This window comes from Aeromonas sp. 600724 (assembly GCF_049175135.1).
Taxonomy (GTDB): Bacteria; Pseudomonadota; Gammaproteobacteria; order Enterobacterales; family Aeromonadaceae; genus Aeromonas; species Aeromonas veronii_A.
On the sequence record NZ_JAAKUM010000003.1, the window covers coordinates 75,994 to 99,331 of the forward strand.

At 56.7% G+C, this 23,338-nt stretch carries 22 protein-coding genes; 3 read left to right on the top strand and 19 right to left on the bottom strand.

Translation table 11 applies throughout. From position 1 onward, the window contains the following. Positions 1-259 precede the first annotated feature (259 nt). The 14 genes from G5168_RS03805 to tapM all read right to left on the bottom strand — a co-directional run bounded on the left by G5168_RS03805 (position 260) and on the right by tapM (position 13,065). Entirely contained in the window at positions 260-841 is a 582-nt protein-coding gene (locus G5168_RS03805) for an aminodeoxychorismate synthase component II (protein ID WP_216953065.1), read from the bottom strand. Positions 842-862: 21 nt separating this feature from the next. Then, entirely contained in the window at positions 863-1,078 is a 216-nt protein-coding gene (locus tag G5168_RS03810; RefSeq protein ID WP_216953064.1) for a hypothetical protein, read from the bottom strand. A 117-nt stretch (positions 1,079-1,195) separates the two neighbouring features. Continuing rightward, positions 1,196-2,200 (bottom strand): tryptophan--tRNA ligase, encoded by a 1,005-nt coding sequence (gene trpS, locus G5168_RS03815; RefSeq protein ID WP_219296416.1) that lies wholly within the window; start codon positions 2,198-2,200, stop codon positions 1,196-1,198. A gap of 42 nt (positions 2,201-2,242) precedes the next feature. Beyond that, the gene (locus G5168_RS03820) at positions 2,243-2,911 is read right to left on the bottom strand and encodes a phosphoglycolate phosphatase (protein WP_227342109.1); all 669 of its coding nucleotides are present in this window, start codon (positions 2,909-2,911) and stop codon (positions 2,243-2,245) included. Further along, positions 2,898-3,572, bottom strand: coding sequence for a ribulose-phosphate 3-epimerase (rpe, locus tag G5168_RS03825; RefSeq protein WP_005335006.1), 675 nt, complete (start codon positions 3,570-3,572; stop codon positions 2,898-2,900). Before rpe ends, G5168_RS03820 begins: the two co-directional genes overlap by 14 nt. 189 nt (positions 3,573-3,761) lie before the next feature. Then, positions 3,762-4,634, bottom strand: coding sequence for a Dam family site-specific DNA-(adenine-N6)-methyltransferase (locus tag G5168_RS03830; protein WP_005335008.1), 873 nt, complete (start codon positions 4,632-4,634; stop codon positions 3,762-3,764). A 70-nt stretch (positions 4,635-4,704) separates the two neighbouring features. Beyond that, a complete protein-coding gene (locus tag G5168_RS03835; protein WP_421172090.1) occupies positions 4,705-6,285 on the bottom strand; it encodes an SPOR domain-containing protein in 1,581 nt (526 codons plus the stop codon). Next, a complete protein-coding gene (aroB, locus tag G5168_RS03840; protein WP_227342105.1) occupies positions 6,275-7,357 on the bottom strand; it encodes a 3-dehydroquinate synthase in 1,083 nt (360 codons plus the stop codon). Before aroB ends, G5168_RS03835 begins: the two co-directional genes overlap by 11 nt. A 14-nt stretch (positions 7,358-7,371) precedes the next feature. Then, positions 7,372-7,890, bottom strand: a complete 519-nt coding sequence (gene aroK, locus G5168_RS03845) for a shikimate kinase AroK (protein ID WP_005347909.1) — start codon at positions 7,888-7,890, stop codon at positions 7,372-7,374. Positions 7,891-8,081: 191 nt separating this feature from the next. Next, a complete protein-coding gene (locus G5168_RS03850; protein WP_216953061.1) occupies positions 8,082-10,295 on the bottom strand; it encodes a type IV pilus secretin PilQ in 2,214 nt (737 codons plus the stop codon). 16 nt (positions 10,296-10,311) lie between these two features. Then, positions 10,312-10,845: a pilus assembly protein PilP gene (locus G5168_RS03855; protein WP_216953060.1), complete on the bottom strand. Its 534-nt coding sequence runs from the start codon at positions 10,843-10,845 to the stop codon at positions 10,312-10,314. Then, positions 10,842-11,441 carry a PilO family type IV pilus biogenesis protein TapO gene (gene tapO, locus G5168_RS03860; protein WP_216953059.1) on the bottom strand — a complete coding sequence of 200 codons (600 nt, stop codon included), beginning with the start codon at positions 11,439-11,441 and terminating at the stop codon, positions 10,842-10,844. Before tapO ends, G5168_RS03855 begins: the two co-directional genes overlap by 4 nt. After that, the gene (gene tapN, locus G5168_RS03865; protein WP_216953058.1) at positions 11,438-12,016 is read right to left on the bottom strand and encodes a PilN family type IV pilus biogenesis protein TapN; all 579 of its coding nucleotides are present in this window, start codon (positions 12,014-12,016) and stop codon (positions 11,438-11,440) included. The genes tapO and tapN overlap by 4 nt, the downstream gene beginning before the upstream one ends. Then, a complete protein-coding gene (gene tapM / locus G5168_RS03870; protein WP_302055918.1) occupies positions 12,004-13,065 on the bottom strand; it encodes a PilM family type IVa pilus assembly protein TapM in 1,062 nt (353 codons plus the stop codon). The genes tapN and tapM overlap by 13 nt, the downstream gene beginning before the upstream one ends. Positions 13,066-13,364: 299 nt before the next feature. On the opposite strand from tapM, the gene G5168_RS03875 reads away from it, so the two are divergent. Then, on the top strand, positions 13,365-15,836 hold the full coding sequence (locus G5168_RS03875; RefSeq protein WP_216953056.1) for a penicillin-binding protein 1A: 2,472 nt from the start codon (positions 13,365-13,367) through the stop codon (positions 15,834-15,836). Positions 15,837-15,885: 49 nt separating this feature from the next. Here G5168_RS03875 and oxyR read toward each other — a convergent pair whose 3' ends face one another. From oxyR to G5168_RS03895, 4 genes are all read right to left on the bottom strand, one after another. After that, on the bottom strand, positions 15,886-16,785 hold the full coding sequence (gene oxyR / locus G5168_RS03880) for a DNA-binding transcriptional regulator OxyR (protein ID WP_216953055.1): 900 nt from the start codon (positions 16,783-16,785) through the stop codon (positions 15,886-15,888). A gap of 142 nt (positions 16,786-16,927) precedes the next feature. Further along, positions 16,928-18,568, bottom strand: coding sequence for a methyl-accepting chemotaxis protein (locus G5168_RS03885; RefSeq protein WP_216978208.1), 1,641 nt, complete (start codon positions 18,566-18,568; stop codon positions 16,928-16,930). Positions 18,569-18,739: 171 nt separating this feature from the next. Beyond that, a complete protein-coding gene (locus G5168_RS03890; RefSeq protein WP_227342104.1) occupies positions 18,740-19,384 on the bottom strand; it encodes a DsbA family protein in 645 nt (214 codons plus the stop codon). A gap of 75 nt (positions 19,385-19,459) precedes the next feature. Continuing rightward, on the bottom strand, positions 19,460-20,320 hold the full coding sequence (locus tag G5168_RS03895; protein WP_227343009.1) for a Vmh family MBL fold metallo-hydrolase: 861 nt from the start codon (positions 20,318-20,320) through the stop codon (positions 19,460-19,462). Positions 20,321-20,446: 126 nt separating this feature from the next. On the opposite strand from G5168_RS03895, the gene G5168_RS03900 reads away from it, so the two are divergent. Next, the gene (locus tag G5168_RS03900; protein WP_005362277.1) at positions 20,447-21,346 is read left to right on the top strand and encodes a LysR family transcriptional regulator; all 900 of its coding nucleotides are present in this window, start codon (positions 20,447-20,449) and stop codon (positions 21,344-21,346) included. 68 nt (positions 21,347-21,414) lie between these two features. On the opposite strand, the gene G5168_RS03905 is transcribed toward G5168_RS03900, so the two are convergent. After that, complete coding sequence (locus G5168_RS03905) at positions 21,415-22,194, bottom strand: BPSS1780 family membrane protein (RefSeq protein ID WP_227342102.1); 780 nt, start codon at positions 22,192-22,194, stop codon at positions 21,415-21,417. A gap of 302 nt (positions 22,195-22,496) precedes the next feature. Between G5168_RS03905 and G5168_RS03910 the strand changes: the two genes are divergently transcribed. Beyond that, on the top strand, positions 22,497-23,318 hold the full coding sequence (locus tag G5168_RS03910; RefSeq protein ID WP_421251867.1) for a peptidoglycan DD-metalloendopeptidase family protein: 822 nt from the start codon (positions 22,497-22,499) through the stop codon (positions 23,316-23,318). Positions 23,319-23,338: the final 20 nt, after the last annotated feature.

Sequence of the window (23,338 nt, forward strand, 5' to 3'; positions counted from 1 at the left end):
CGGCGACAGAATAATCCACCGCCTAAAAGTTAAATCCGTGTAAACGTGACGGGATTATCACAGAAATAAAGTAAAAAGTCTGTAACAAGACGACCTATGAGGAACAATGTTCGATTGACCTTGAGATTTTAGGCAGCCGCATTGCATAACGACTCAGGGGGGCTTGGCAAGAGATAATTTGGGCTGGAAGGGGGCTGAATAAAGTGTCAGAGAAATATTTTTTACCTTCTTTCAAACTTGAGAAGGTGATCACAAATTTTTATGAACAGGACAGAAAATTGGCCAGCAGCAAATGGCCCTGTTCGCTCAAAATACTCTCCGGATGGAACTGAACACCCTCGACAGGAAGTGTCTTATGGCGTAATCCCATGATTTCGTCAAACGAGCCATCGGCATGCTCGCTCCAGGCGGTGACCTCGAAGCAGTCGGGCAGCGTGTCGCGCTCCACCACCAGTGAGTGATAACGGGTCACCCGCAAGGGATCCTTTAGACCGTAGAATACCCCTTCGCCGCGATGGCGAATCAGGGAGGTCTTGCCATGCATCACCTGACGCGCGCGAACCACGCGGGCACCAAACGCCTGCGCCAGCGACTGGTGGCCAAGGCAGACGCCAAGAATGGGTAGCTTGCCGGCGAAGTGGCTGATGGCATCGAGAGAGATCCCCGCCTCATTGGGTGTACAAGGACCGGGAGAGATCACCAGAAAACGGGGGGAGAGCTGCGCTATGGCATCAAGCGTCAGTTCATCATTGCGCTTGACCACAACCTCTTGTCCCAGGGCGCCGAAATATTGCACCAGATTCCAGGTAAAAGAGTCGTAGTTATCGATCAACAACAGCATGAGATAACCAACAGTGGAGAATTAACGATCGAGATAACGACCCTGTTCCATTTCCCGTTCACGCTGACACTCGGCCAGATAGATGGCTGCAGCGATGGCAGCAGTCTTGTGATGTTTATCGATGGCATTGGAGACCATCAATTGCAGGGTATTGAGGTTTTTCGCCTTGCGGAACTTGCGCAGCCAGTGACCTTTATCACTCAGCTCTTCAATCGAAATATTTGGTTGAACAGACATGCGTACTCTTGGGGATATAACCCGGGTTGAAATAAAGAATTAAACAAAATACAACGTGGGAAAATAAAGAAAGCCAGGCAAATACCCAGCTCTCTTCTACTACACCTTCCCAGTATGTCAGGCTCGAGGAACGAAGCCGACTACATCATATACGCTGGTCAGGGTTTTTTCAGCTCTTTCACGCGCCTTTTGTGCCCCTTCGGCAAGAATCGCAATCAGATGGGCCTCATCCTGACGCAACTCGTGGAAACGAACCTGGATCGGTTCCAGCAGCGCAACCACGGCTTCGGCGGTCTCGGTCTTGAGGTGACCATACATCTTGCCTTCGAAGTGCTGCTCCAGCTCGGGGATGGAGCGGCCAGTCACGCCGGACATCAGGGTCAGCAGGTTGGAGACACCCGGTTTGTTTTCCGGGTCGAAACGCACCACCGCCGGCTCGTCGGAGTCAGTCACCGCACGCTTGATCTTCTTGACGATCTGCTTGGGATCTTCCAGCAGGCCGATGAAGTTGGCCTCGTTGTCATCCGACTTGGACATCTTCTTGGTCGGATCCTGCAGGCTCATCACCCGCGCCCCTTCGGTCGGAATGAAGGGCTCCGGCATGGTGAACACTTCACCATAGAGGTTGTTGAAACGGGTACAGATGTCGCGGGTCAGCTCCAGATGCTGCTTCTGGTCGTTGCCGACCGGCACCTGATTGGCCTGATAGAGCAGGATATCGGCTGCCATCAGCACCGGATAACCGAACAGGCCGACGTTGACGTTGTTCTCGAAACGGGCGGACTTGTCCTTGAACTGGGTCATGCGCGACAACTCACCCATCTGGGTATAGCAGTTGAGGATCCAGCCCAGCTCGGCGTGCTGCGGCACGTGAGACTGGATGAAGACAGTGCTCTTCTTGGGATCGATACCGACCGCTAGATAGAGGGCGGCTGCGTCCAGACAAGCCTTGCGCAGGGCAGCCGGGTCCTGACGAGTGGTGATGGCGTGCAGGTCGACGATGCAGTAGAGGCAGTCGAACTCATCCTGCATGTTGACCCACTGACGCAGGGCCCCCATGTAGTTGCCGATGGTCAGCTGACCGGAGGGTTGCGCCCCGCTCAATACGATTGGTTTAGTCATGAGAGTGTTAATCCTTGTTATTCAGCCAGCCCAGCTGCGCTATTAGACCAAAAGTGCATCGAGCTGGGCAAACTGCTCGAATACCCAGTCTGGATGGGAGTCGGCAATGGGGCGGCCATAGTTGTAACCGTAGGTCAGGCCCACCACCTTCATGCCGGCCGCCTTGGCCGCCAGCACGTCATTTTCGGAGTCGCCCACCATTAGAGTGCGAGCCGGGCTCACCCCCAACTCCTGGCAAGCGTGCAGCAATGGCTCCGGGCTCGGCTTCTTGACTGGCACGCAGTTGCCGCCAAGCCAAAGTTCGAAACAATCGCTGATGCCAAGGGCATCGAGGATGGGTGCCACGAAATCACTCGGCTTGTTGGTGACGATCGCCTGCTTGTAACCCAGGGTTTGCAGGCGACGCAGACTCTGGGCAACCCCGTCATACATAGCCAGCCCTTGCAGCAGGCAGGCGTTGTAGTGCTGGAAAAAGATCGGTCTGGCCTTGGCAAACAGCTCGGGGTCAGCCTCGCGATAGGCGAGCGCCCGCTGGATCAGCTTGTCGGCACCATTGCCGACCCAGGTACGGATCACAACTTCATCAGCCTGTGCCAGACCGAGGTCTGCCAGAGTCAGATTGACTGCCAGCGCCAGCTGGGCGGCACTGTCAATCAGGGTGCCGTCCAGATCGAACAGCACCAAATCAAATGCGCGCTCAGCGTGTGACATGAGCCAGCTCCGCACGCATCTTGTCGATCACCGCCTTGTAGTCAGGCTGGCTGAAAATGGCAGAGCCGGCGACAAACATGTCGGCGCCCGCTTCGGCGATTTCACGGATATTGTCGACCTTCACCCCGCCATCGATCTCGAGGCGGATATCGCGGCCGCTCTCGTCGATCAGACGACGCACCTGACGCAGCTTGTCGAGGGTGCCGGGGATAAAGCTCTGGCCACCGAAGCCCGGGTTGACCGACATCAGCAGGATCACATCCAGCTTGTCCATCACATACTCGAGGCAGGAGAGCGAGGTAGCAGGATTCAGAACCAGACCCGCCTGGCAGCCCATCTCCTTGATCAGGCCCAAAGAGCGATCAACGTGATCGGACGCTTCCGGATGGAAGGTGATGAGGGAAGCACCGGCCTTGGCAAAATCGGGAATGATGCGATCCACCGGCTTGACCATCAGGTGCACGTCGATGGGGGCCTCGATACCGTAGTCACGCAGCGCCTGACAGACCATGGGGCCAATGGTCAGGTTGGGGACATAGTGGTTGTCCATCACGTCGAAGTGAACCACGTCGGCACCTGCAGCCAGTACCTTGGCTACATCGTCACCCAGACGGGCAAAATCGGCAGAGAGGATCGAGGGGGCAATCAGAAAGTCTTTCATCAGCATCATCCATTGGCAGCCAGGGAGAAAAAGCGGCGCAATTTTAACGTAAAAGGCGGGCGAAAACGACTCGAATGCGGGGTAAATGGGGCAATCGCCTCCCCTCCCCCAGCCACCTAGGTTTTGGGACATCGGCACGGGCGCGGACTCGCCCATAAAAAACGGCGCCCCTGGGCGCCGCATGGTCTGTTACGTCAGTGGCAGCAGTTCACTGTCGCTGGGATAGTAGCCCTGCTCCGGTTCGATTCCGGGCGGATAGAGCGCCAACAACTCGGCCACCTTGTTGCGGGTGCCGCCATTGCGGCTGATGGTGCGCTTGACCAGGATCTCGTCGAGGCGGGCACCGCGATAAAGCTCACGAGTCAGCTCAATATCGTGGTTGCTGATCAGCACCGGCACCCCTTTGTGAGCGGCTGTGTGGCGGGCCAGTCGCGCCAGGATCGCCTGATCATCCAGGGTAAACCCGCCGGAGGCATAGGTGGTGAAGCTCGCCGTAGTGGAGAGCGGCGCATAGGGTGGATCACAATAGATAACCCAATCCTCTTCGGCACGCTTGATGGCGTCGGCGTAGCTCTCGCAGATAAAGGTCGCCTTCTGCGCCTTTTCGGCAAAGGCCCACAGCTCTTTTTCCGGGAAATAGGGCTTCTTGTAGGAACCGAACGGCACGTTGAAGCCGCCCTTCTTGTTGTAGCGGCACAGTCCGTTGAAACCGTGACGGTTGAGAAACAGGAACAAGAGTGCCCGCTCGAAGGTGGTCTCGGTCTGATTGAACTGGGTACGCAGCCGATAATAGGCCGCCTTGTGGTTGTGCTCTGCCACAAACAGCTTGCGCGCCTCGGCAATGAAACTGTCCGGCGTCAGCTTGAGGTGGTTGTACAGGCAGATCAGATCCGGATTGATGTCGTTGAGCACATACGCGTCGTAGTCGGTGTTGAGAAACACAGACCCGGCCCCGACGAAGGGCTCCAGCAACACACGCCCGGCCGGCAGGCGCTCGGCAATCTCTTCAACCAGGGAGTATTTTCCCCCGGCCCATTTTAAAAAAGCGCGTGTTTTTTTCATGGAAATCCGGTGTGTAAGAAGGCAAGACCCAAAAAGGGGGACGATTCTACCCCCTTATCCGGTATCAAGGCTATTGCTTCAGCTCTTTTTGTACCTGTGCAAACGACTTGGGCCAGGGCTGGCCTTTCAGCAAGGCTGGCGGAAGCTTGCGAATGGCACTCTTGGCCTGGGTCAGACCGGCATAATCTCCTTGCAGCACCACATACCAGGGACTGCCACGGAATTTGGTCTGATAGACCCATACCTTGCCCGCCAGACTATGCTCGGCGACAAATTGATCCACCGCCTTGGTGTTGCTCGCCCCCATCAGCTGAACGCTGTAGTGGTTGCGCGGCTTCTTGTTCAAGGTGGCGACCGGTGTCAGGGCCACTTTGGGTGCTGGCGCGGCAACCGGCTCGTTGCTGGCTGTTTTGGTGGTAGCAGCAGGCGTTGCGGTTGTCGCCGGATTCAGTACTTTGGAGGTACTGGCTGGCACCGTGGTTGCGATTGCACCACTGGGGGCTGTGCCACTCGGGTTCTTGCCGGTCAGCTCGTCCACCACGTCAGTAGGCAGAGCGCCGCTCACCTTGGGTTCGGTCATCAGCTTTTGCACGACCTCGTCAGAGATCACCACCCGACGCCCTTCGTAATTGGTTGATTCGGTGGTCACGGTTTCGCTCTCCACCGATTTGGGAAGCACTTTCGCCTCCGGCTGCCAATCTTTCACTACCCCGTTGGGATTGTTGGCTGCATCGCGGTTTTGCGCGCCTTGTGCAGCGGCATCGGTATTCGAACCGCCTGCGGTGAGGGGATCGCCTCCCGCTACCGGGATCGGCAATGCCGTGTTCTGCGCCGGATCCTGCAGCGCCGGTTTGCTTTCATTGTCAAAAAGCGCAGGCAGCAGGTAGCTCAACGCCAGCAGGCCGCCAGCGACCAGCGCGATAGCGGTGGCAATCTTCTTGACGGGCAACTCCGCCTGACGCTTCTTGGGCCTTCTGTCGGTCATGATATCCTCCAGTAACTGCATGATGGTGGACGGATGTCCGTTCGCCGTTTTCAGGATCTCCTCCACTTGCGGCTTGGGCAAGAGGGTCGCCGGGATCTTGAGCTCTTTGGCTTTTTCATACAAGAAGATGCGCTGCTCCGGCGGGCTCAGTGGCGGCACTTCCAGCTCAAGGGCTGGCATGGCTCGCCCTTTGAGCTGCGGCCGTTGGGTACGACACCAGACGTCACTGCCCGAGACGATAATGGCCAGCTGATGGGGCGCCGCCAGGGTATCGTTATGACGGATGATCGCCCACAACTCTCCCAGCAGGTCGGCCGGCAACTGGTCGGCCCGCTCTATCAGTAGCAACAGGGTGGCAGGCTTGCTCCCCTCCAGCATGCGAAAGAAGCTCTCCGCCAGCGCATCCTGTGGATTGAACAGCGGGCGCGCCACCACCTGTGGCAGCAACAGCTGGCGCACATCCACCATCTTCATGGCAGGCGTACCAATCAGGCTTACCACCCGCACTTTTTCCGGCAACACGCCGAGCAGGGATTCGCACAGGGTACCGCGACCACAACCGGGTTTACCGGAGAGAAAAATGAAAGGGTGATTGAATTCAATCAGATGCAGCAGCCGGTCAACCAGCTGCCGCTGGGAAGGAAGTTTTAGCAGTTTATTCGTCACGACCAGACTCGATCACCGCCAGCAACTCGGCATCGGACACATCCCCCACCACCTGCGCATGGCCGATGCCAACCGGCAACACCAGACGCAGCTTGCCTTCCAGCACCTTCTTGTCACGGCGCATATGGCGAATAAAGGCGGCGAAATCCATCTCGGCAGGCGCATGAATGGGCAGATTGGCGGCCAGCAGCAGGGCGCGCACTCGCGCAACGTCCGCTTCGCTCATATCGCCACGTGCCTGCGCAGTCCAGGCAGCCAGCATGGTGCCGGCGGACACTGCTTCACCGTGCAGCCAGTTGCCATACCCCTGCTCGGCCTCGATGGCATGACCAAAGGTGTGGCCCAGATTGAGCAGCGCACGGACGCCGTGCTCGGTCTCATCCTGACCGACCACATCGGCTTTGATCTCGCAGCAGCGTTTGATGGCGTAGGCCAGCGCGGCAGGTTCCAGCTGTTGCAGACGCACCATGTTCTGCTCCAGCCAACTGAAGAAATCAGCATCCCAAATGATGCCGTACTTGATCACCTCGGCCATCCCTGCGGCAAATTCGCGGGCTGGCAAGGTACTCAGACATTCGGTATCGATAACAACTTGTTTGGGCTGATAAAAAGCCCCAATCATGTTCTTGCCGAGGAGGTGGTTGACCGCGGTTTTACCGCCAACAGAGGAGTCAACCTGGGAGAGCAGAGTGGTCGGGATCTGGATAAAAGGAATGCCACGTTGATAGCTTGCTGCCGCAAAGCCCACCACATCCCCGATCACGCCGCCCCCCAGAGCGATCAGTGTCGTATCGCGCCCATGGTTGGTTTCAAGCAGAGCAGACATGATCTGCTCAAAGGTCGCCAGGTTCTTGTACGCCTCGCCGTCGGGCAGAACAAGGTGTTCCACCTGAAAATCCGCCAGCAGGGAAGTCACTTTCTCAAGATAGAGCGGGGCGACGACCGTATTGGTCACTATCATCACCCGCCTGCCCTTGATGCTTGCTGCCAGCACCTCGGAGTGCTGTAGCAAACCGGCAGCTATCTCGATGGGATAGCTGCGCTCACCCAGTTCAACCTTCAACCGTTCCATGGACGTCCTCTTGATTACATACCGATCAGCTTCACAATCTGATTGGCAACGATCTTTGCGCTTTGATCATCTGTCTGGATAACAAAGTCAGCCACTTCTTCATACAGGGCGTTGCGCTCTTGTGCCAGACGCTCAAGCACCTCACGCGGCGGCTCTTCAGTCTGTAGCAGAGGACGGCGTTTGTCTCGCTGTGTACGCGCCAACTGCTTTTCAATGGTGGTTTCGAGGTAGACCACGATGCCACGAGCAGACAACTTGTTGCGGGTTTCCCGGCTCTTGATGGCTCCACCACCGGTTGCCAGCACGATACCCTGCTGCTCAGACAATTCGCTGATCACCTTCTCTTCGCGAATACGGAAACCCTCTTCGCCTTCAACATCAAACACCCAGCCGATATCAGCACCACTGCGGCGCTCAATCTCATGATCTGAGTCGAAAAACTCCATATGCAGTTGTTCTGCCAGATGTCTACCTATGGTGCTCTTGCCCGCACCCATGGGACCTATCAGGAAAATATTGCGTTTCTCAGCCATGTTTTTTCGTTAGTAATTACAAACTGTACGACCCCGATAAATACTGGATCGGGGTACCTATGAACCTTATCTTGCGATGGATCAGGAGGGGGATTATCTCAATAGATATCGGGACTGGCAACCGCAGCCCTTACGCCCCAGCCTCATTGGGGCGTAAGGTTATATGTGTTTTACCTTCACATGTAAAGCCTTCAGAAGGCGTCGGTGACTATCTTGGGGGTCACGAAAATAAGCAGTTCACGCTTTTTGTTCTCGCTGGTGGTCTTGCGGAACAGGGCGCCCAATCCGGGGATATCACCCAGCAAGGGCACCTTGGTCACATCGCTTTTGATAGTCTGCTGATAGATGCCGCCCAGCACCAGTGTCTCGCCATTGTTAACCAGTACCTGCGTCGTGATGGACTGGGCGTTGATGGAGACTGCATCACCGGTACCGGTCGGTACGGTTTCGCCCTTGGTATCCTGGGTCACGGTCAGGTCGAGGATCACCCGGTTGTCAGGGGTGATCTGCGGCGTGACTTTCAAGCTCAGTACCGCCTTCTTGAAGGTGACCGAGGTTGCACCACTGGAAGAGGACTCCACATAGGGGATCTCGGTACCCTGTTCGATCAACGCCGGTTTCTGGTTCGCAGTGGTCACCCGCGGACTGGCGATAATCTCGGCCTTGCTCTCTTTTTCCAGCGCAGACAATTCAAGGTCAAGCAGGGTTCCATCGGCCAGACGGGCAACCTGGAATGCCAAGGTACCGGCAGCATTGGTCACCGGCAGATTGACGTTCATCCGATTATCGACCGAGGGTCTGGTAATCGTTGAACTACCGTCGTTATTACCGGACGAATCATTCCCTTCAATAGAGCCTGAAGTGCTGTTGCCGTGACCATCGTTCTTGGTCACTCCCCAACGTACCCCGAGCGCTTCATCGAAACCGTCATCGATGGTCACCATACGCGCTTCGATCACCACCTGCTTGACCGGGATATCCAGAATATCCAGCATCCGCTTGATACTGCTGATAACCTCAGCCGTATCCTTCACAACCAGCACGTTGGTCCGTTCATCCACACTCACCGCGCCACGTGGCGATAGCAACTTGGTACTCTCGGATGAGAGCAGAGCAGCCACTTCGGATGCTTTTGCATAGTTGATCTGCATATATTCGGTATATAACTGGGCCAAATCAGCCACCTGATTCCGGCTCTCCAACTGCTGTTTCTCCCGTGCTGCAATCTCTTCAGCCGGAGCAACCAGCAGGATGTTGTTATCTAGCCGCTTATCCAGACCGCGCACTTTTAAAATGATGTCAAGCGCCTGCTCCCAGGGCACGCCATCCAGACGTAGTGTCAGATTGCCTGCCACAGAATCGGTAGTAACCAGATTGAGGTTGTTGAAGTCAGCGATAAGCTGCAACACGGTTCTAACCGGGATATCCTGGAAGTTCAATGAGATGGGCTTGCCCTGATACTGCTTTGAAGACGCAGATGCCGCCGTGCGTTTTTTCACTTCGATAATGAAAAGTTTATTAGCCTGATCGTAACGGTAATCAAACTGGCCATTAACCGACAGCTCAAACAGGGTATCGTTGCCCTGCCGGGACACCTCAACCTGAGAGACCGGTGTCGCAAAATCCTGTACATTGATCAGATTAAGCAAACCATCAGGCACGCGAGTACCATGAAACTTGGCCAGCACAGTTTGACCGCGGCTGCTCACATCGACGGCAGCGGAGCTGTTGTCAAGTGTGACCAGAAACTCCCCCTGACCATCCTTGCCACGACGAAAATCCACCCCGGTCACCGAGTTGAAATAGGCTCCACCGCCACTGTTCTGATAGCTGCCGAGCAGTGGTTTGCTGGCAGCAGGCGTCGCAACAGGAGGGGTTACCGGTGCAACAGGCATTGACTTGGCAACAACCTGAGAATTGAGCAGTGCCGAAGGAGCTGGAGTGGCCACCATGGCTGAGGAAGCCGTTGCGGCAGGTGCAATCAGGGCGCTTTCGCCATTAATCAGAGCTGATGAGGTCCCTTCACCAAGGGAAACCAGCAATTTATTACCCTGTTGCTGCACCTGATAGGGAGCCAGCTGATCGAGAGCGATCTTGATATCAAGGCCTGCCCCCTTCCCTTCCACCTTGATGTTGTCTACTCCCTGACGCTGAATAGGCAGCGGGTTCACCTTGAGTGCGCCCACAGCACCGGGGACATGCAACAGGAGCTGGTTAGGTTGATAGGAGAGACGATCGGTAAAGCCACTCACAGGCTCGCTGAAGCTGAGCTCCAGTTGCAACTGGTCTGCCAGCAATGGATTAACTTTTATCTCTTGCAAGGTTGCCACTGCCCACGCCTGACCAAAGGCACTGGCGCAAAACAGCAAAGCCACTTTTGTTACACTGTCTATGGTTGTTCTCATTGCTGTTCGTCCCTGATTATTGTTTTTCTTGCATATTGGCCATCGCCAACTGGGTTTCTCTTGTTACCCAGCACCCCTTCCCGTCCGGAATGGTTTCCAGTAAATCCACTGCCGTAGGAGTAATCTTGATGACTCTACCCTGATCGAGCCCCATATACTGGTTGAGCCCGACCCGTATTGATTTTCCATCAGGTGTGCTGATCAGGGCCCACAACTGCCCGGCCTTTCCCAAGGAGCCGTGCATTGACAAGCTGGCGAGAGAGTAGTTTTCCAATACCTCTTTTTCTCTGTCCATCATAACCTGTGCGCAATCAGGCTTCACCTGGGCACTATTCGCGCGCCCGACACTTGCTTCTGGTTGCGGCATCATGAAGGGACTACGCAGATCGCGTTGTTGATAGTGCATGGGGGAAAACGGCTTCAACTGGGGTAAGGGTTCAATAGGTACAGGGGGTCTTGCCTTTGTTTCGGCAATATAGGAATCCATCTCCTCCTGACCACCACAGGCCGTCAGCAAGAGGGCAGGTAACAACCAGCAGATGCGTCTCATTGTTTCTGCTCCACTGTTTTACCGTTGTACTTGTAGGTTTTGGCCAGCATCGACATAGCAATCAGGTCTCCCTCATCCTTGCTCTGACTCAAGGTAAAGGAGTCGAGTATGACGATACGAGGCAGGGCTGCCATATCTGCCGTAAACTTGCCGATCTGATGATAATTACCTACTACCTCGATCCGCATGGGCAATTCGGTAGAAAACTCGTGCTTGACCTCCGGTTCCCAGTTGATGCGATTGAGTTTCAAGCCATTATCGGTGGCAATAAAACTGATATCGTCCAGCAAACCGGCGACCTCATGGGTATTGGGCAACTGCTTGAGCTGGGTATCGACCAGTTGCTCGAGCTGGATCATTTGTGCCTTGTAGGCGCCCAAATTGGCTGCCAGCATCGCCTTGCTTTCAAACTGGCCTTTCAGCTCCGTCTCTCTGGCGCTCTCTTTGGTCAGATTGCCTAAGGAATTGGCAATCACGTAGTAATAAATAGCGCCACCAGTCAACACACAGCACAGCAGGATAAAGACAGCTTTCGCCCATTTTGGCCAGCTCGCGATGTCATTCAGATCAAGCTCGTTGAGTTGCTGAAGGTTCATTTGCTCTCCTTGGCCATATCCCCGGCAGCCGCGGTATTATTGGCAATCAGGAACATCATCGAGAATTGACTCAACGATACCGGCGCGACCTCCGCTGCAAAAATGGTGCTTATTTTCGACTGTCCCAGCCAGCCGGAACCATCGATTCGACGCATCATGCTGGCCACTCGACCATAAGCTTCTGTCTTGCCGTTGACATCGATAATATTGTTCTGCAACGAGAGGGTATTGAGGTAAACCCCATTGGGTACCAGAGAGGGCAACTGGTTGAAAAGACGAACGGGCACATTTCGACGCATTTGAAGATGTTCGATGAGTTGCATCCGATCGATCAGCTCCTTGCGACGTTCTTTAAGCAGGCGGATTTCTCCCAGTTGTGCATCCAGGATGGTCATCTCCTGAACCAGACGCTGATTACGCTGCTGCTGGGCGGCAATCTGACGCTCGACCAGCCAGTTGGCAAAGAGGCTCAGTGCGACAGTGACCAACACGAAAAGCCCGAGCAGGGCACCAAACTGTTTCTTTTGCCGCTGAGCACGAGCCTCGCGCCAGGGGAGAAGGTTTATATTTGACATGGTGTAAAACTCCTCAGAGCCAACCCGAATGCCGTCATATATTTAGCGCCATGTACCAGATCAACCTCTCCTTTCGGTTTGCCAAACAGGGCGAACAAATCCGGATGAAACACCTCGCAATTGGCTTCCTCTTTTACCTGTACCAACAAGCCAGGTAGCAAGCTGCCTCCCCCGGTCAACACCAGTTTGGCTATATCACGATAACCTGACGAGCTGCAAAACAGCTGGATATTGCGCCGCACCTGTTGCAACAGCGAGTTGATATGTGGCATCAACACGTCCAACTCATGGTCAACAGGCAAGGTGCCTTTGGTCTTGGCTTGCTCAGCTTCATCGAGGGTCATGCCATAAAAAGAGGAGAGCGCCTGGCTATATTGATCACCGCCGAAATTCTGCAAGCGCGAGTAGATCACCTCTCCCTTGACCAAGGCTGCGAAGGTCATGGCACTGGCGCCAATGTCGATCACCCCGATCGGTCGCTCACTCTCCTGCAACTCGGGCAAACAGGCCACAACGGCCCGCCCCAAGGCATGGGCTCCCACATCCACTACCTTGACGGCAATGCCAGCCTCAGCGAGAGCGCTGACCCGGCCATTGACGCTCTCAGTACGGGCTGCGCTCAACAGGACATCCTGACGATCTTCACTGGCGCTGGTGTCCAGCACCTCAAAATCGAGGCTGACTTCATCGAGGGGAAAGGGAATTATCTGTTCGGCCTCCAGCTGCACCTGACTCTCCAGCTCCTTGTCACCAAGGCGAGCATCAATCTGGATGACCTTGGTGATCACATTGGAACCAGTCACCGCTGTCGCGGCATAATCGCTGTGGCCAGAGATAAGGCGCTTGAGGGTTTTCAAAGATGGGCTGACCCGCTCGATATCCTGTAGCTGGTAATCAACCAGCGTACCTTTCGGGGTGGCGACCTCGGCAACAGATTCAATATGCAGCTTGCCGGGACGACCAGTGAGGGTAACGGCCTTGATGGTCTGGCTACCGAAATCAATGCCCACCAGGGGGAGGAGGGATCCCTTATTAAATAGCCCAAACATATACACATCCATGCGTTATTGGGTTTTATACCTGAATTGAGTGTAGGACACTCTAATCAGATGAGAGCTTGATCCATCCTAAATGCTCTAACTATCAATGTCATAAAGTTTATACCGAAAAGTGACCCACCTCGCTTTCTTGAGATAAAGGGAGGCACCTTGGTTATTGCTCACTGTAGTGCTAACCTCTCGCATCCTGTCGATGGGTGACTTGCCACAGGAAAACCTCGAATTCCAGATGGCAAAAGGGCTATACTCTGCGCCCGTTGGCTAAATTTAAGACGATTGGTAGTTCTTCCATGCTGAAATGGCTCGTTCGCCTGTTTATTGTCATGATGCTGGGTGCTGTGCTGGGTGTTGCCAGCCTCATCGGTATCTACTTCTATATCAAACCCCAACTGCCCGATGTCACCGCACTGCGTGATGTCAAACTGGCAACCCCGATGAGGGTCTACAGCCGAGATGGGGAATTGATCGCCCAATATGGCGAAATCCGTCGCATTCCGTTGCGCTTGGATGAAATCCCCCAACCAATGATCGATGCCGTACTGGCAACCGAAGATGCCCGCTTCTACGAGCACCCCGGCATTGACCCCATCGGCATCATTCGCGCCGCCTCCGTCTGGGCCGTATCAGGTCATGCCCGTCAGGGTGCCAGCACCATTACCCAGCAGGTTGCACGCAACTTCTTCCTGAGCAATGAGAAAACCATCATCCGCAAGATAAAGGAGGTCTTCCTGGCCTGGCGGATCGAGCAGAATCTCTCAAAAGACGAGATCCTCGAACTGTACCTCAACAAGATCCCTCTCGGTTATCGCTCCTTCGGGATCGGTGCTGCGGCTCAGGTTTATTTTGGTAAAGAGGTCAAGGATCTGGGGCTGGACGAGATCGCCATCATTGCCGGTCTGCCCAAAGCCCCCTCCATGCTCAACCCCATCCGATCCCCCGAGCGCGCCTTTGCGCGCCGCAACGTTGTGCTTGGTCGGATGCTGGAGACCGGCAAGATCACCCAGGCCCAGTTTGACGAAGCGTCCAAAATGCCGATCAAGGCCCGTTTTCACGGCGCCGAAGTGACCCTGCACGCTCCCTATCTGGGTGAAATGGTACGCCAGAAGATGGTAGAGCAGTTTGGTGAAGATGCCTACACCATGGGCCTGCACGTCTACACTACCGTCTCTGCCGAACGCCAAAGGGCCGCCAGACAGGCTCTGCTGGATGGCGTCTTTGCCTACGATATGCGTCACGGCTATCGTGGCCCGACGGCCCAGTTGTGGAAGGCAGGCGAAACAGCTTGGGATTACGAGCAGATCGTGGCCCACCTTGGCAAGCAACCCACTTATGATCCGCTGATGGCGGCAGTCGTGACCAAGCTCGGTGACCGTAGCGCCACACTGGTACTTAAAAATGGCAAGGAAGCAGAGCTGGGCTGGAACGGCATTAAATGGGCTCGCTCCTTTATTACCGACGACCGCCAAAGCTATGCCCCGAAATCGGCACGCGATGTACTGAAAGTCGGCGCCCAGATCTGGGTGCGGGAAGAGGGCGAAGAATTGCTGCTGGCCCAAATCCCGGACGTCAACGCCGCGCTGGTTGCCATGAACCCGAAAAATGGCGCGCTGGAAGCAGTAGTTGGCGGCTTCAGCTTCGAACTATCCAAATTCAACCGGGTCGATCAGGCGCGTCGCCAGATCGGTTCAAATATCAAGCCTTTCCTCTATGCGACCGCGCTGGAGCACGGCTATACCCTGGCGTCGCTCATCAACGATGCGCCAATCAACCAGTGGGATCCGTCAAAAGGGCCCATGTGGCAGCCCAAGAACTCCCCGGCCGTTTATGATGGCCCCACCCCGCTGCGTCTGGGTTTGGCCAAGTCCAAGAACGTGATGTCGGTTCGACTGATGCGCGCCATCGGTCTGGATACCTATATCGACGGTCTGACACGCTTTGGCTTCCCCCGCGACTTCATCTCGCCCCATGAGTCACTGGCGCTGGGCGCAGCCGAATTTACCCCCCTCGAGGTGGTGCGTGGTTACTCGGTACTGGCCAACGGTGGCTTCCTGGTGACCCCATACTTCATCGACAAAGTCACCGACAGCCTGGAGAACACCCTCTATCAGGCCAATCCTGCCATTGCCTGCAACAATTGCGAACAGCAGACGGCGTCCGAGCAGAGCACACTGCCGGAGCCAACTGTTGATGGCGCAGCACAAGATGGCACGCAGACCCCTCTCGCGCCAACCATCGCCCCGCATACCATCAGTGCCCAGAGCGCGTTCCTGATCACCGACACCTTGAGCACAGCCATCTGGGGTGGCAACGGCTGGCGTGGTACCGGCTGGCGTGCAGCCCGTGACCTGAAACGTCACGATATCTCCGGCAAAACCGGTACCACCAACGAATCGCGGGATGCCTGGTTCTCCGGCTATACCCCGGACATCGTAGCTACTTCCTGGATCGGTTTTGACAACCACCAGCGTGGCCTTGGCCGTGCCGAGTTTGGTGGTGGCGCTGCACAGCCTATCTGGATCGACTTCATGAAAGTCGCCCTCAAAAAGCTGCCGGAGCACAAGATGCCGGTTCCCGAAGGGATCATGACGGTGAAGATTGACAGCGAAACCGGACTGCTGGCGACCAGTGGCGGAACCGACGAATACTTCAAGGAAGGGACCGAGCCGACCCGTTACGCCGCGCCCAGTTCGGACGGCAATCAGGTCTATGGTGGTGACAACCCCGATGTGGAAGGGCCTGTCTCAACCGACGATATCTTCTAAGCTGCTCTCGCGGCAGAAGCAAAACCGGCAGCCTTGGCTGCCGGTTTTTTTATTGGGCCAACTGCTTGCTCATCAGCGTGGCAATCGAGGCGGCCAGCTCGTTGAAACAGGGGCGACGTACCGAGTAGTGGCGATAGAGCAGCGAGATGGTACGACCCGGCACAGGGTCAACCACAGGACGATAGCTCACACCTCCCTCATCATGATCGGCGGGTACGGCCAGCTTTGGCACCAGGGTCATGCCGCTACCGGCGGCCACCATGTTGCGCAGCGTCTCGAGACTGGTCCCCTTGAAGCGTTGATCCTCACCTATCCCGCCGGCGAAACAGAATCCCATCGCCTGCTCCCGCAAACAGTGGCCATCGGCCAGCATCAGCAATTTCTTGCCCTTGAGATTGCCGAGTGGCACCTGTCTGGCCTGTGCTTCGGGGTGATGGCAAGGCACAGCCAACCACATCGGCTCGTGGTAGAGCTGGATTGAACCAAACCCCTCCATCCCCGGCATCTCGGCCAGAATGACGCAATCCAGCTCCCCCTCTTCCAGCCGTTTGAGCAGGGTTTGGGTCTGCTCCTCATAGAGATAGAACTCCAGCTGGGGAAAATGCTCACGCAGGGTCTGGATAATGCGGGGCAACAGGTAGGGGCCCACGGTCGGAATAAAACCGATATGGATCTCCCCGGACATCGGCTCGGAGAAGTGCTGACCGATGCTCTTGAGCTCGCGCACCTCCTTGAGCACCCGACGAGCCTGATGGGCCATGGCATCGCCAGCCGGGGTAAACAGCACCTTGCGCGAGGTACGTTCGATCAAAATGACCCCGAGTTCATCCTCCAGCTTGCGCAGCTGGCCGCTCAGGGTGGGTTGACTGACAAAGCAGCGTTCAGCGGCTTTGCGAAAATGTTTTTCCTCATCCAGCGCCACCAGATATTCGAGATCGCGAAGATTCATACAGCAAGAGTCCTGCCTGGAAAATGGGCCATCAGCATGCACAATATCACCCGGCGGAACAAGTCATCGGCTCGCTCTGGCCCTCGGAAATAACACAGCCCGATCACCTCGCGGCAATCGGGCTGTTTGACTCGACAAGGGATTACACCCTGAAACGGCGCACCATATCCTGCAACTGGCTGGCCAGATGGTTCAACTCATTGCAAGCTTGAGCCATCTGGGTGGCACCGGCAGCCACCTCTTCGGAGGCGTGGCTGATATTGACCACGTTGCGGTTGAGCTCCTCACTCACCGCCCCCTGCTCTTCGGTGGCTGTCGCAATCTGGATGTTCATGTGGGAGATGCTGCTGACCGAGCCACTGATCTGGGAAATGGACTCGCCCGCTTCCCGAGCGGTAGCTACCGTGGTGTTCATCAGCTCCTGACTCTGTTGCATGGTACTGCCCGCCTGTTCGGCACGCTGCTGCAACTCGGCAATGATGGTATTGATCTGGGAGGTGGAGTCCTGGGTTCGTTTGGCCAGAGTACGCACCTCATCAGCCACCACCGCAAAACCCCGCCCCTGCTCACCGGCCCGGGCCGCTTCAATCGCCGCGTTCAATGCCAGCAGATTGGTCTGTTCGGCAATGCCGCGGATCACCTCCAGCACCATGCCGATATTGCGGCTATCATCGCCCAGTTGGCGGATCACCACTGCAGTGCTCTCGATGGCCCCCGCTACCCGCTCGATGCGCAAAATAGAGTCATTAACAGTCTTGGCCCCAATCTCTGCGGTTTCGCTGGCCGAGGTGGCGGCACTGGCCGCATCGCTAGTGTTGCGAGAAACCTCCTGAACCGTAGCCTGCATCTCGTTCATCGCGGTTGCCAGCTGATTAAGTTCATGCTGCTGGGCACTCATGTTGGCCGCTGACTGCCTTGCTACCGAGCTCATCTCTTCGGTGGCCGAACTCAGTTGCACCACTGAGCCCGAGACTTCACTGACCAGGGTACGCAAATTGGTCTGCATCTCGCCAAACCCTTTGGCAAGAGTCCCCAGTTCATCATTGTTGAACTGTTGCATATCGATGCGGGAGGTAAGATCACCGGAGGAGACACGGCGGGTCTGCTCCAGCAGGGCCATCACCGGATTGCGGATCTGGGCGGTCAACAGCCAGGCAATCACCACCACAAAAGCCAGCGTCACCAGGCTGACAATAATGCTCATGGTTCTGGCATTGCTATACATGGCCGCAATGTCTTTCACCATCTCATCGGCAATCTCGTTATTGATCTCCCGCAAACGATATGACTTGGCACCAACCTCTTCCAATGCGGCACGAGTCTCGTTTTTGCGCAGACTTCTGACTTTATCCAGATCGCCAGCAGCAAAGGCATTTAACAGCTGGTCATGTACCGAAAAATACTTGGCCCCCGCCGCAACCACCTGCTCATAAACCTGCTTCTCTTCACCAGTAGTGAAAGGTAAAGCACCATATTTTTGGGCTGCTTGCTCAAATTCCTGCTTGGCCTTATTGAAGGTCAGGGTGCGATCGCTTACCTCTTGCTCATCCTTGTTCAGGCCACCGATGACCTGGGCCAACTCTGAACGACGCGCATCCAGCACGGCAACATGCATCTGGCTCGCCAGACGAGTAGAAGGCAGTAAATTACCCGTGATGGTTTCGGTATCACCATAGAGCTTTGCCAGCTGGCTGATTGAAAACCAGGCCAAGCCCAGTACCAACAAGGCCAGGATGGCAAATCCGGCACTCAGTTTCTGGCCGATGGACATGTTTTTGAACATATAAGGGCTTCCTTGAAATGAGTCTTCACTCCCGCAACATCCACCGGGAATGGTCATATAGAGCATAGCCTGCACCCGGAAAACAGAAGGATTTCATACCGTTTCTGTGATTGTTTGCCTATCGGCCCTGGACACCTTTCCTGAAGCGGTCTCGTGTTCAAATAACAGCCATCATGTCATTAGAGCCAGCAGATGCGTGCTCAGAGCATCCGGCTCCCCCATAAAATCGGCAACCCGTACAGGCGTGACCCGCCCCTTGTGCATCAGCCCAAGGGTAGGATAACCCTGACCACCCAGCCATTTCATCCAACCCTGGCTATCTGCCAGATGTTGCAGCAAGGGGGCCTGCAGATAAGCTTGCTGGAATGCCTCCGCTGCAATCCCCTGCTCTGCCGCCAGCCTGGCAAGAAACGCCGGCTCACCAATCCAGCTCCCTTCCCTATAGTGGGATTGTTGGATCCGGTGCAACATGGCCAGCCCATCGCCCCCCAATGTCGTGACGGCCAAGACCGCGCGGATCGGCGGCTCGGAGTCCAGCAGAGCCCCTTCCCGCAGCAGCAGTTCGTTGAAGTAGCGCTCGCCAAAATGCTGACCGGTCAGCGCTTCGATCCGCTGATCATGGGGGCGCACATAATCACGCAATGCCTCGCCCATCGGCTGACGGCGACTACCCAGCCAGAGACCGCCCGCATGCAGCTCGATCTCGAGCCCGTCAATGGTGGCTGCCGCCTGCAACAGGGGGGCGGCACCGTAGCACCAGCCACAGAGCGGGTCATAGACATAATGGAGGATGGTTTGTGGTTCGCTCATCTTCATTCTCGCTTCAATCTCGGATAAAAAAACGGGCCCTGAGGCCCGGTAAAAAAACACAGGGAGAGCAGGCTCAGTGGCTTACCACTTCATCTCGCCGGTATTGACCTTGGCACCGATGGCCAGACCATCGTCAACCGGCAGTGCCGGATAGGCCTTCTTCAGGGCCTCAATCAGCTCGCCGGAATTTTTTGCCTTGGCCAGCTCCAGCTCGAAACGCTCTACATAGTCACGGGTAAAGGTCACAGCAGCAGTGCCTTTGGGCGCAGTGCCCAGGAAGTGGCCCGGTACTACACGTTCGGGTTTCAGGGCCAGCAGGTTGTCCAGCGCCTTGACCCAGTTGCTGCGGGCCGCTTTGGTCTGGCTGTCGGCCATCCAGACATGCACCCCGTGGTAAACCGGCACACCACCAAAAGCAGTCTTGATGGAAGGGGCCCAGAGGTAGGCATTCGGGGTGTTCATCTCTTTGATTTCAATCTTCTCGCCATCCAGCGTCAGGTGACTGGCCGTCATCACTTGCGGCACGGTCAGGCTCTTCGGTGCCCCCTTGCCGAGGATCGGGCTCCAGTAGTTCAGCTTGGCATCCTTGGTCTGGTTGATGTGGTCAACCACATGCTGGTCGGCCAGCACCTTGACATCCGGGAACGCAGCCATGACCGGCTCCAGACCGAAGTAGAAGTCGGGGTCACCGGCACTGATATAGACAGTGGTCAGCTTCTTGCCGCTCTTCTTGATCATGTCGACCAGCGCCTGACCATTTTGTACGTCGAACTGGGCATCGATCAGGATGGCCTCTTTGTCACCGGTCACCAGTGAGGAGGAGACCGGGAAGATCGCCTTCTCGCCAGGGTTATAGACGGTCACGCTCAGGGGGGCTGCCAGTGCGGCGCCACTCAGCAGGGTGGTCGCCAGAGTCAGGTTGCGGATCAGGGTGTTGTTCATCATCTATTCCTCATTAAGTATTCGGGGGTTCATTTGATGGACAGAGTGTATTGGATCACATAAGGTGCAAATACAGCATAAAAAGCACATCACTGTTGCACTTATCGAACATATAGAGAGCCATACATGGATCGACTGACCGCATTGCGGGTCTTCGTCAGCGTAGTCGAACAGGGGAGCCTGAGCGGCGCCGGAGAGAAACTGGATATGTCGCGCGCCATGGTGTCACGCTATCTGGCCGAGCTGGAGAGCTGGATGGGCGCTCGCCTGCTGCACCGCACCACCCGTCGTCTGAGCCTGACCGGGCCGGGAGAGGAAGCGCTGAACCGGGCCCGCGCCATGCTGGCCCTCGGCGAAGAAATGGAGCAGATCGCCGTGAAGGGAGATGACGCCCCCAAGGGACAACTGCGGATCACCAGCAGCTACTCCCTGTCAGAAGCGCTGCTGGTCGGGGCTGCCAACGACTATCTGGCGCAATACCCGGGGACGGCCATCGACATTCTGCTGCTCGACAGAACCGTCAATCTGGTAGAGGAGCGGATCGATCTGGCGGTGCGCATCACCAACGACCTCGACCCCAATCTGGTGGCGCGCCGTCTCGGCACCTGCCACTCGGTAGTCTGTGCCAGCCCGGCCTATCTGGCCCGTCATCCGATGCCACACAAGGTGCAGGATTTGGCGCTGCACAACTGCCTCACCTACACCTACTTCGGCAAGAGCCTGTGGGAGTTTAATGGACCGGACGGTCCCGAGTCAGTGCCGGTCAGCGGTAACCTGAGCGCCAATATCTCCAACCTGCTGCTGGAAGCAACGCTGGAAGGCGCAGGGATCAGCCTGCAGCCACGCTACTCGGCCCAACCCTATCTGGAGCGCGGAGAACTGGTGCCCCTGCTGACCGACTGGCAGCCCAAGCGCCTCGGGGTCTACGGGGTGTATGCTACCCGCAAACAGATGTCGCCACTGCTGCGCAGCTTCCTCGATTTTCTGCTAGCCCGCATGGCGGCGGATCCCATCTGGCAGGAGTAAGCACACCTCAAACCCGACCATGAAGAGAAGGGGCCGCTGCGTGCCCCTTCTTCATTCCGATCCCTTGATCAGGCTTCAAATCCGAATGGTTCTGAGTGAGGCGCTTCCTGCTGCGCACTCTCGTCCAGGAAAATATCCCGATAAGCCACATAGATGGAGTAGTTGAGCGCCGGGATCACCACCAGCAGACCCACCAGCAGCAGCGCCGCGCCAAACAGCAGCAACATGGCTGAGAGCAGCCCCCACCAGAAGAAGGGCCACATATTGCGCCAGCAGCCGAAGAAGCTCAGACGCACCGCCTGGATGATGCCGATATCGTGGTGGTAGATCAGCGCAGGAGCAAAGGTGACCCCCATCAGCACGGGAATGATGAGCAGCATTCCCACCAGCAACACCAGCAGCAGTTGTTGCAACTGGCTGGCAGAGACCACCATGCTCTCGGGATCCTGCGTCAACAGCGGGAGCAGCCCCCACACGGAGAGCAGACCGAGACAGACGAGGCCAACCAGGCTGAACAGCAGCAACACCAGCAGACCGCCGAGCATCAGCGGGGTCAACTTGTGGCGAAAACCGGCGAAGAGATCGGCAAACTGCAGCGGCTCCCCCCGATAACCCCGAGCGGCGACCGCCACCCAACCCGCGCCCCACACCATGTAGAGCAGCTGGGAGATAAGGCCCCCCGCCGGCAGTTGCTCCAGCAGCATGCCCACCATAAACCAGACCAGCACCATGGCTACGCTGATCCCCATCCCCTTGTTGAAGATATCGAACCCGCTGCGAACCCAGAGCCAGCCACGACCTGTCGTGTATCGGGCCGGTGTGGTGCGCAAAGGGGGTAATCCGTTCATATCGTCTCCTCGGAGTGTCGGTGGCATAAGTGCCGGAAGCCGATTCTAGAGCCAGGGCGGGGGCGACTCAATGGCGAAGCAACCCGAGCACGACATAAAACCTGACGCAACTATGCACAAAAGGGGCATCAGCCACGCCCCGCCACTGGCTGCCCCGACCATAACGAGGCACAATCTGCCCCCTTCCCCAGCCGCGCCTGTCGTGGCCAGCGTGCCGTGATCACCCTTTAGTGATCGACGAATGCCGGACAGGGGGTTGTCATCCCGCCATCCCGGGCGCTTTAACATCGAGTGGTATCGTCATGAGAGTTGTGTGTTGTCTGTTGTTGTTACTGGCCAGCCAGTCGGCCTTGGCCGAGGGTTTTATCAGTCGCCTGCTCAACCATCCGGTACCAGGTGGCGTTGCGGTGATCCCTCTTGGCGCGTCACCCACTGCCCCCACGGCCCGCTATCACGACAAGCCCGTGCTGGTAGTGCGCGAAGACAACCAGTGGATCGCCATCGTCGGCGTCTCTCTGAAAAGCACGCCCGGCGCCCAGCAACTGACCACAGGTGATGGCCGTACTCTCGGCTTCACCGTGACCCCCAAGCACTACCGCGAGCAGCACATCAAGCTCAAGAACAGCCGTCAGGTCAATCCGCTCGCCGAGGATATGACCCGCATCAACCGAGAGCTGGCGGAGCAGACCCGGGCTTACCAGACCTTCAGCCCCAACCAGCCGAGCAACCTGCTGTTCGACAAGCCGGTCAACGGCCCCCTCTCCAGCCCGTTTGGCCTGCGTCGTTTCTTCAATGGCGAGGAGCGCAATCCCCACTCCGGCCTCGACTTCGCCGTGGACGCCGGCACCCCGATCAAGTCCCCCGCCGCCGGCAAGGTGATCCTGATCGGCAACTACTTCTTCAATGGCAATACCGTCTTTGTCGACCACGGTCAGGGGCTCATCAGCATGTTCTGCCACATGTCGAAGATCGATGTGAAGCTCGGCCAGAGCCTGCCGCGTGGCGGCATCGTCGGGCGAGTCGGTTCGACCGGCCGCGCTACCGGCCCCCATATGCACTGGAACGTCAGCCTCAACGACACCCGGGTCGATCCCGCCATCTTTATCGGTGCCTTCAAGCCCTGAATCGGCAGAGCCCGTTAACA

What these genes read in the sequence shown, in the direction of transcription:
- G5168_RS03850 (WP_216953061.1), bottom strand. Translation starts at nt 10,295, where the DNA reads ATGAGAACAACCATAGACAGTGTAACAAAAGTGGCTTTGCTGTTTTGC.
- aroB (WP_227342105.1), bottom strand. Translation starts at nt 7,357, where the DNA reads ATGGAACGGTTGAAGGTTGAACTGGGTGAGCGCAGCTATCCCATCGAG.
- tapN (WP_216953058.1), bottom strand. Translation starts at nt 12,016, where the DNA reads ATGTCAAATATAAACCTTCTCCCCTGGCGCGAGGCTCGTGCTCAGCGG.
- G5168_RS03820 (WP_227342109.1), bottom strand. Translation starts at nt 2,911, where the DNA reads ATGTCACACGCTGAGCGCGCATTTGATTTGGTGCTGTTCGATCTGGAC.
- rpe (WP_005335006.1), bottom strand. Translation starts at nt 3,572, where the DNA reads ATGAAAGACTTTCTGATTGCCCCCTCGATCCTCTCTGCCGATTTTGCC.
- G5168_RS03885 (WP_216978208.1), bottom strand. Translation starts at nt 18,568, where the DNA reads ATGTTCAAAAACATGTCCATCGGCCAGAAACTGAGTGCCGGATTTGCC.
- G5168_RS03855 (WP_216953060.1), bottom strand. Translation starts at nt 10,845, where the DNA reads ATGAGACGCATCTGCTGGTTGTTACCTGCCCTCTTGCTGACGGCCTGT.
- G5168_RS03895 (WP_227343009.1), bottom strand. Translation starts at nt 20,320, where the DNA reads ATGAACAACACCCTGATCCGCAACCTGACTCTGGCGACCACCCTGCTG.
- G5168_RS03805 (WP_216953065.1), bottom strand. Translation starts at nt 841, where the DNA reads ATGCTGTTGTTGATCGATAACTACGACTCTTTTACCTGGAATCTGGTG.
- G5168_RS03810 (WP_216953064.1), bottom strand. Translation starts at nt 1,078, where the DNA reads ATGTCTGTTCAACCAAATATTTCGATTGAAGAGCTGAGTGATAAAGGT.
- aroK (WP_005347909.1), bottom strand. Translation starts at nt 7,890, where the DNA reads ATGGCTGAGAAACGCAATATTTTCCTGATAGGTCCCATGGGTGCGGGC.
- tapM (WP_302055918.1), bottom strand. Translation starts at nt 13,065, where the DNA reads ATGTTTGGGCTATTTAATAAGGGATCCCTCCTCCCCCTGGTGGGCATT.
- G5168_RS03830 (WP_005335008.1), bottom strand. Translation starts at nt 4,634, where the DNA reads ATGAAAAAAACACGCGCTTTTTTAAAATGGGCCGGGGGAAAATACTCC.
- G5168_RS03890 (WP_227342104.1), bottom strand. Translation starts at nt 19,384, where the DNA reads ATGAAGATGAGCGAACCACAAACCATCCTCCATTATGTCTATGACCCG.
- tapO (WP_216953059.1), bottom strand. Translation starts at nt 11,441, where the DNA reads ATGAACCTTCAGCAACTCAACGAGCTTGATCTGAATGACATCGCGAGC.
- G5168_RS03875 (WP_216953056.1), top strand. Translation starts at nt 13,365, where the DNA reads ATGCTGAAATGGCTCGTTCGCCTGTTTATTGTCATGATGCTGGGTGCT.
- G5168_RS03905 (WP_227342102.1), bottom strand. Translation starts at nt 22,194, where the DNA reads ATGAACGGATTACCCCCTTTGCGCACCACACCGGCCCGATACACGACA.
- G5168_RS03910 (WP_421251867.1), top strand. Translation starts at nt 22,497, where the DNA reads ATGAGAGTTGTGTGTTGTCTGTTGTTGTTACTGGCCAGCCAGTCGGCC.
- G5168_RS03900 (WP_005362277.1), top strand. Translation starts at nt 20,447, where the DNA reads ATGGATCGACTGACCGCATTGCGGGTCTTCGTCAGCGTAGTCGAACAG.
- oxyR (WP_216953055.1), bottom strand. Translation starts at nt 16,785, where the DNA reads ATGAATCTTCGCGATCTCGAATATCTGGTGGCGCTGGATGAGGAAAAA.
- trpS (WP_219296416.1), bottom strand. Translation starts at nt 2,200, where the DNA reads ATGACTAAACCAATCGTATTGAGCGGGGCGCAACCCTCCGGTCAGCTG.